Annotated in this window: 5 protein-coding genes, 3 pseudogenes and 1 other annotated feature; of the genes and pseudogenes, 6 read left to right on the top strand and 2 right to left on the bottom strand. The window is 60.2% G+C overall.

Annotated elements, in window-relative coordinates:
- From AMS67_RS18260 to AMS67_RS18025, 3 genes and pseudogenes are all read left to right on the top strand, one after another.
- On the top strand, positions 1–224 hold a 224-nt coding region (locus AMS67_RS18260; protein ID WP_503100490.1), incomplete at its 5' end, for a thiolase family protein.
- Positions 225–229: 5 nt separating this feature from the next.
- On the top strand, positions 230–526 hold the full coding sequence (locus AMS67_RS16915) for a putative quinol monooxygenase (protein WP_241488067.1): 297 nt from the start codon (positions 230–232) through the stop codon (positions 524–526).
- Positions 527–633: 107 nt separating this feature from the next.
- A pseudogene (locus AMS67_RS18025) lies at positions 634–1,041 on the top strand (IS5/IS1182 family transposase); the annotation flags it as partial.
- 502 nt (positions 1,042–1,543) lie between these two features.
- Here AMS67_RS18025 and AMS67_RS11905 read toward each other — a convergent pair.
- On the bottom strand, positions 1,544–2,617 hold the full coding sequence (locus tag AMS67_RS11905) for an NADH:flavin oxidoreductase/NADH oxidase (RefSeq protein WP_053387599.1): 1,074 nt from the start codon (positions 2,615–2,617) through the stop codon (positions 1,544–1,546).
- A 576-nt stretch (positions 2,618–3,193) separates the two neighbouring features.
- Between AMS67_RS11905 and AMS67_RS18345 the strand changes: the two genes are divergently transcribed.
- The 3 genes and pseudogenes from AMS67_RS18345 to AMS67_RS17165 all read left to right on the top strand — a co-directional run.
- On the top strand, positions 3,194–3,847 hold the full coding sequence (locus AMS67_RS18345) for an IS1/IS1595 family N-terminal zinc-binding domain-containing protein (RefSeq protein ID WP_442354828.1): 654 nt from the start codon (positions 3,194–3,196) through the stop codon (positions 3,845–3,847).
- A pseudogene (locus AMS67_RS11915) lies at positions 3,778–4,930 on the top strand (IS3 family transposase). Before AMS67_RS18345 ends, AMS67_RS11915 begins: the two are co-directional and overlap by 70 nt.
- A gap of 68 nt (positions 4,931–4,998) precedes the next feature.
- A pseudogene (locus AMS67_RS17165) lies at positions 4,999–5,563 on the top strand (IS256 family transposase); the annotation flags it as partial.
- A gap of 30 nt (positions 5,564–5,593) precedes the next feature.
- Here the strand turns inward: AMS67_RS17165 and AMS67_RS11925 are convergent.
- Positions 5,594–6,791, bottom strand: a protein-coding gene (locus AMS67_RS11925; RefSeq protein WP_370726592.1) for an IS3 family transposase whose coding sequence is annotated in 2 segments (ribosomal slippage) — positions 5,594–6,558 and positions 6,558–6,791 — 1,199 coding nt annotated over the 2 segments. Because the reading frame shifts where the segments join, the coding sequence is not laid out codon by codon here. This gene is flagged as partial in the annotation.
- Positions 6,425–6,559 (bottom strand) — a sequence feature (AL1L pseudoknot). Its footprint overlaps the gene before it by 135 nt.

Here is a 6,791-nt window from a genome sequence, read left to right on the forward strand (position 1 = left end):
GCACGGAGGCCGTGTCGCAGGCGGCCCGCCTCATCAACGCCGGCGAGGCGGAGATCGTGGTCGCCGTCGGGCAGGAGTCGATGTCGCTCGCCCCGCAGTTCACGATTGCGTCGTGGGCACGCTGGCCCGCCAGATCGCCGAACTCGCTCCCAAGTGCCTGGCGGTCGATGAGATGTAGATTGAATGAGCAAGAGACTATAGGTGAGGAATCAGAATGTCCGTGAAACTAATGGCAGTATTTTGGCCTTCAGAGGGTGCCGAAAATGATCTTGAGGAAGCGCTGCGAACCTCAATTCCAGCAGTGCATGAGGAGCCGGGATGCGTTCTCTACGCTCTACATCGTGCGGAGAATGGTTCGTTTGTACTCCTCGAAAAATGGGAGTCTGAGGAGCTCCTCGATCGCCATTCGGCAGGTCCAGCGGTAGCTGCACTCAGCGAAGCCATAAAGTCGCACCTGGCATCAGAGCCAGAAGTAGTCAGGCTCCTGAGTATTCCTGTCGGTGATCCTGTCCCCGGTAATTTCTGACTGGGAGGTCGCGCCGATAGGTCGTTGATCGCTGCGCGTTGGCGCGAGGACGGGAGCGAGGCCTGTGAACGAGTGTGATGTGAAGAAAAATATCAACAGGACGCCTCGTGCCCGCCGTTCCATCATGCATCATTGAACCGATCTGGCACCAGTTTCGAAGCCCTCATCCAACCCGTGATCGATGAGCATCCGTTCGGCTGTCACCGCCAGCGCGTGCCCGACCGGATCATCTTCGACAAATTCGGGAAGTGCTCGTTCTCGGTGCCGCCGACGCGAAGATCGCCGACCCTGTCGTGTTCGCACCCACGCTCCGCAGGAGCTGAGGCGAATGGGTCGATTCCGGTGGGTTCGCCCAGCTGGAACAGCTCTGCCTGGACGCCTACGATCGGATGATCGGCCTAGAGCTGGAAGATATCGTCATCGATGGGTGCGGAGTGAAAGCGCCCTGCGGCGTTGAATCCGCCGGACGATCCCCGGTAGATCGCGAGAAACAAGGGTCTGCTGAGGCTCTGCTTGAGTCGGAGCGTTCTGATGCCGCCAACTCGACAACATCCATCATTGAGGACGAACGCGACAAGCACCCAGCCTGCGAAGGGTACATAGGTGATGTCTGCAACCCCACAACTCATTCGGGCGGGAGGCGACGAACTACCGGTTCACGAGATCGAGCGGCCTGCCCGTCTCGGGGGCGGGCTTGGTGGTTCGGGGATCCTTCGCGCGGCTGACGCCTGCTTTCAGCCGACCACGCAGGGTATCGGGGTTGATATCGAGCTAGCGGGCGATTCTGGTCGCCGCACCAGAGTTGGCCTCGGGCTGCAGCTGGGTCTTGTGCACGAGACGAACCGCGCGCTCGCGGAGCGGGGCGGGATGCCCCTTGGGCATTGGGTAGATTCCTTCCGGGAATCTCTACCCTCCATCAAACCCGGCACGGTTCATCATGCAGCCGACCCCGAATACCTAAACGGACGGCAGCACCGATAGTTCCGAATGTTCTCCCCTGAGCAAGTGGTGAAACCCCTAGTACGACTCCCGATCGGGGCGAGGAATATAAGGCAGCTCGTACCGCAGTGCCTGGGCAGCACGACGCACAAAATTCGGATCGCGCACGATTTTCCGACCGACCAATACGACGTCCGCCTGCCCCGTCACAAGAATCTGTTCGGCCTGGAACGGTTCAGTGATCAGGCCGACCGCGGCAGTCGGCGTCTTTGCCCGCTCTCGCACCCCCGCAGCAAAAGGTACCTGGTAGCCAGGCCCTGCAGGGATACGAGCTTGCACGTTGCCCCCGGTCGACACGTCAATGAGGTCGACACCGTGCTCCCGCAGCGTGATCGCTAGACGAACGGTGTCATCGAGTGTCAGTCCGCCATCGACCCAGTCGGTCGCAGAGACCCGAACAAGCACCGGTACCTCTTCGCCAACCTCGATCCGAATCGCGTCGACGACCTCGACGACTAAGCGCGCCCGGTTATCGGGGCTACCGCCGTAGCGGTCCGTTCGCATATTGCTCAGGGGCGAGAGAAACTCGTGAAGCAGGTAGCCGTGAGCCGCATGGATCTCGACAAAGTCGAAACCGGCGTCGATAGCGCGCCGCGCCGATGCCCTGAACGCCGATACTATCTCGCCGATCTCGGGTATCGTGAGCTCAAGCGGATCCGCGAGGCCGGGAAGAGCGACCGCCGAAGGCGCGACGGTCTGCCAGCCCCCATCGTTCTCGGACACGCTTCCTTCGGGGCAGATATCCCACTCCGGCCAGACTGATGCCTTTCGGCCCGCATGTGAAAGCTGGATGCCGATAGCCGCACCCTGGGAGTGCGCGAACTCGGCAATCGGCTTGAGTGCTTCTTGTTGCGTATCGTTCCACAGCCCCAAGTCATTCGGAGTGATTCGCCCTTCAGGGACGACCCCAGTCGACTCGACGATAATCGCGCCCACCCCACTCCGAGCAAATCCTCCGTAATGGACTACATGCCAGGCCGTTGCCACCCCGTCGCGCTCAATTACGGAGTCCTGACACATGGGAGTAACCCAAAGCCTATTTCGGAAGGTCAGGTTCCTCAGCTGGAACGGTTCGAACAACTTTTTTGTCATAAGGAATCCTTGGGCATCAGCGATTTACTCGTGCGCTCGAGATCTCTTCTCAGAGATTTCTATAGTCCATGCACTCTTTTGCATTGGGTTGCGTGTGAGGGGTATTTACACGCACGTGTGATCAAACTATCTGGTCTCGACTCGGCGCGCCTGAATGTTCACGCCTTGCGAGATGCAGGTAAGTTCTTCCACTGCGAACAACAGCTCCCTACGTAGCCCACTTGTGTCGAGGTGGCCGTGAGGCCAAGAAGTATTTTTGCGATCCACACGAGTCAAGCTTATTTAGTTAACATTAACTCATTCGGCTATTGTCAACCGCGCCGCGGGGCGAGAATTGACGCATCTCAAAGGCCCGGGAATGGCAGATCATCCCTGCGAGCCCCGTCCTCTGCCTCTGCCTCTGCCTCTGCCTTTGCCTCTGCCTTGTGGTCAGCGTCAACGAGCGCACCCTCGACCGCGATGAACAGCATCGCCTCTTCGCCTCTGCCAGCGACGACCCGCTCGACTAATCGGACTGGCATACACGAAGCTGGGGCTATCGGCGATAAAAGGTGGATGGAATCTTGACCTAGCCGCATGATCACGCGGCAGAACAGGGGTCGTTTATGTCGGCAACGATTAGTTGTGACAGACAACCCTCATCCCTCTGTGTGCGTGGTATGCAAGGTCAAGCTCGTCAAGAACGGCTTCAACAAGGCCGGGAACCAGCGCTGGAAATGCCCCTCGTGCGGAGCCTCCTCAGTGCGCAAACGCCCTGATCTCAGCAGACCGTTCACCCTGCTGAGATTCCTTGACTGGCTCACAAGGAAGCACTCACAAGCCGAAACTGACGGACTGACCGGGCGATCGTTCAGACATCAGACCCGCTGGTGCTGGGAACTGCAACCCAAGATCCCCGTCACCGGAACCATCCATGACGTGATCGAGATCGACGGGTTCAACCTCCGAACCGGGTGGTGCATCCTCGCCGCCAGAGCAGACGGGAAAGTCGTCGCCTGGCAGTGGTGCGCTCGTGAGTCTCAAGCAGCCTGGGGCGCACTTTTCAAGCGGCTCCCCGGGTCTGCTGATGGTTTGGTTGAGTCGGTGACCTGCTCTACGGTTTGGTTACCCTTTCGACTTGTGAGTATCGAGTTCATTTCTCTTCTGAAAGGCTCGTTCCTATGCCCAACCAGTATCCCGGAGAGTTCCGGCAGCGTGCAGTCGCACTCGTTCGTTCCGGCAAGCCGGTAAAACATGTTGCTGAAGACCTCGGCATCAGCGCAGGAGGTCTTCACCGGTGGGTCAGACAAGACCGCATCGATCATGGTGAGGTCCCCGGTACCAGCACCGCTGAGAGCGTGGAACTCACTCGCGCGAGCAAACGCATCCACCAACTCGAACAAGAACTCGAGATCGTGAAGCGTGCTGCGAAGCTCATCGGAGAGGACGCGCCACACCCAAAAGGATCCACCCGGTGATCGACGCATTGGTCGACGCCGGGTTCTCAGTGAAGATGTGCTGCCGCGTGCTCGGGGTATCTTCGCCGGGCTACTACCGATGTCGCGCACGTCCGCTATCGCGCACGCAGATGCGACGACAGTGGCTGACTGGTTTGATCCGCGAGGTGCATGAAGCGTCCCGAGGAACCTATGGGTCCAGGCGTATCCATGCCGAGCTCACGATGGGGATGGGGGTGGTGGTGAGCGAACGTCTCGTGGCGGTGCTCATGAGCCTCGCGGGCATTCGCGGGCTACCAGGGCCGTCGAGGTGAAAAAGCTACGTGGCGTGGTCACCGCGGATGATCTCGTGAATCGGAAGTTCCATCGCCTGTCACCGAACGAACTGTGAGTCACGGACATCACTGAACATCGAACGAAAGAAGGCAAGGTGTTCTGCTGCTGCGTGATGGACACCTTCAGTCGAAAGATCGTGGGATGGTCGATCGATACCGTTCAGAATTCGAACCTCGTTGTCAACGCGCTCGATATGGCGCTGAAGAACCGACAACCCACTCCTGGCGGGGTGGTGCACGCCGACCATGGTGTGCAATTCACCTCTTGGGCATTCACGAACAAGATTCGTGAGGCAGGGCTGATGCCTTCGTTCGGGTCGATCGGCGATGGGCTTGATAACGCGATGATGGAATCGTTCTGGTCCTCAATGCAGATCGAACTGCTTGATCGGCAGCGATGGTCAACAAGAGTTGAGCTCGCGAACGCCATGTTCGAGTACATCGAGGTGTTCCACAACCGGAAGCGGCGACATTCAGGGCTCGGGTATCGCACCCCAATCGAGGTCGAGGTAGCCTACGAACGGACACTTGTTCCAGCTTGATGCTCACCACGACGGTGGGTAACCAAACCGTAGGGCAGGTCAGACTCAACCAAACCATCAGCAGACCCAACGTCCTGGAGACGGCGCTGAACGCGGAGCTGACCGAACATCTCGGTCACGAACACGGCGGAGCCCCGATCAGCGAGAACATGCGCAACGGGACCCGGGTGAAGACGGTGTTCACCGAGATCGGGCCCGTCGAGATTGAGGTTCCTCGGGACCGAGACGGGTCGTTCGAGCCGGTGATCGTCCCCAAGCGTAAGCGCCGCCGCTTGGACGGGGTCGATCAGATCGTGCTGTCCCTGACTGCGCGAGGGCTCATGACGGGTGAGATCGCGGCGCACTTCGATGGAGGTCTGTGGGGCGAAGGTCTCCAAGGACACGATCAGTCGGATCACGGAGAAAGTCACCGGGGAGCTGGCCGAGTGGTCGAGCTGGCCGTTGGATGCGTTGTATCCGGTGATCTTCGTCGACGCGATCGCGGTGAAAGTCCGTGACGGGCAGGTCCGCAATACCCCGTTCTATGTCGTCAGGGGCGTCACCACGAGCGGAGAACGCGACATCCTTGGCATCTGGGCCGGGGATGGTGGTGAGGGAGCAAGGTTCTGGTTGCAGGTGTTCACCGAGGTGAAGTGTCAAGTGTCGGGTTTGGCGGAGAGTGTTTTAGTTGCTTTTGGATAGAGCAGATACGGGCTGGTGGGCTGCCCAGTAGTCGGCCTCGATCTCGGCCGGTGGCCTCCATTTGAGCTCTCCGTGGAGTCGTCGCTCGTTCCACCAGTCCACCCATTCAGCGGTCGCGATCTCAAGGTCATTGATCGATTGCCACGAGCCAAAATTCCTTACGAGTTCCGCCTTGTAGAGCGAGTTGAGGGCCTCCGCCATGGCGTTGTCATACGAGTCGCCCTTGGACCCCACAGACGCGACCGCGTCGCATTCCGCGAGCCGGTCAGCGTAGCGAATGGCGCGATACTGCGCGCCCCTATCGGAGTGATGTGTGAGTCCTGCGAGGTCATGCCCGGCTCGTTGGCGTCGCCAGATTCCCATCCGGAGCGCATCGAGAGCGAGATCGGCGTAGAGACGGCTAGAGACGTGCCAGCCCACGATCATGCGCGAGTACACATCGAGCACGAACGCGACGTACACCCACCCCGAGAACGTGCGCACATAGGTGATGTCCGCGACCCACAACTCGTTCGGGCGCGTCGCGACGAACTGCCGGTTCACGAGGTCCAGCGGCCTCCCGGTCTCTGGTGCTGGCTTCGTCGTCCGAGGTCCCTTCGCACGTGAAATACCACGCAACCCCAGTCGCCGCATGAGTCGACGCACCGTCGACTCGGCAACATGCTCGCCCTCACGCCTGAGCGCGGCATGGATCTTCCGAACCCCGTAGACGCCAAAGTTGTCCTCGTGAATACGGACGATCTTCTCGCAAAGTGCCCGGTCGCGCAGCTCACGCACTGAGCGCGGCCTGCGCTTCGCTGCGTAGTAGCCGGACGGGGCGATCTGCCCGGGCGTGTCCTCCAAGGCCCGGCAGATCGGCTCGACCCCGAACTCGACGCGATGCGCGTCGATGTATGCGGTCTTCTCGCTCATCGTGAGGGGCGGTCGAGCTCCGCCGCGAAGAAAGCCGAGGCACTCTTGAGGATCTGGTTCGCGCGGCGCAGTTCTCGGTTCTCGCGTTCGAGTTCCGCGATACGGGCCGCATCATCGGTCGTCGTGCCCGGACGGAGGCCCTCATCGATCTCAGCGCTGCGTACCCACTTCCGAAGTGTCTCGGGAAGAAGATCCAGCTGCTTCGGGATCCGGGCGATCGCACCGTCACGGGTCGCGGGGTCTTTGCGAGCCTCGAGCGCAAGGCGGA

Origin of the sequence: Leucobacter japonicus (assembly GCF_001273855.1) — a bacterium.
Lineage (GTDB): Bacteria > Actinomycetota > Actinomycetes > Actinomycetales > Microbacteriaceae > Leucobacter > Leucobacter japonicus.

Excerpts from the sequence above, each read along its gene's own strand:
- AMS67_RS18345 (WP_442354828.1), top strand. The coding sequence starts at position 3,194 with ATGATCACGCGGCAGAACAGGGGTCGTTTATGTCGGCAACGATTAGTT.
- AMS67_RS16915 (WP_241488067.1), top strand. The coding sequence starts at position 230 with ATGGCAGTATTTTGGCCTTCAGAGGGTGCCGAAAATGATCTTGAGGAA.
- AMS67_RS11905 (WP_053387599.1), bottom strand. The coding sequence starts at position 2,617 with ATGACAAAAAAGTTGTTCGAACCGTTCCAGCTGAGGAACCTGACCTTC.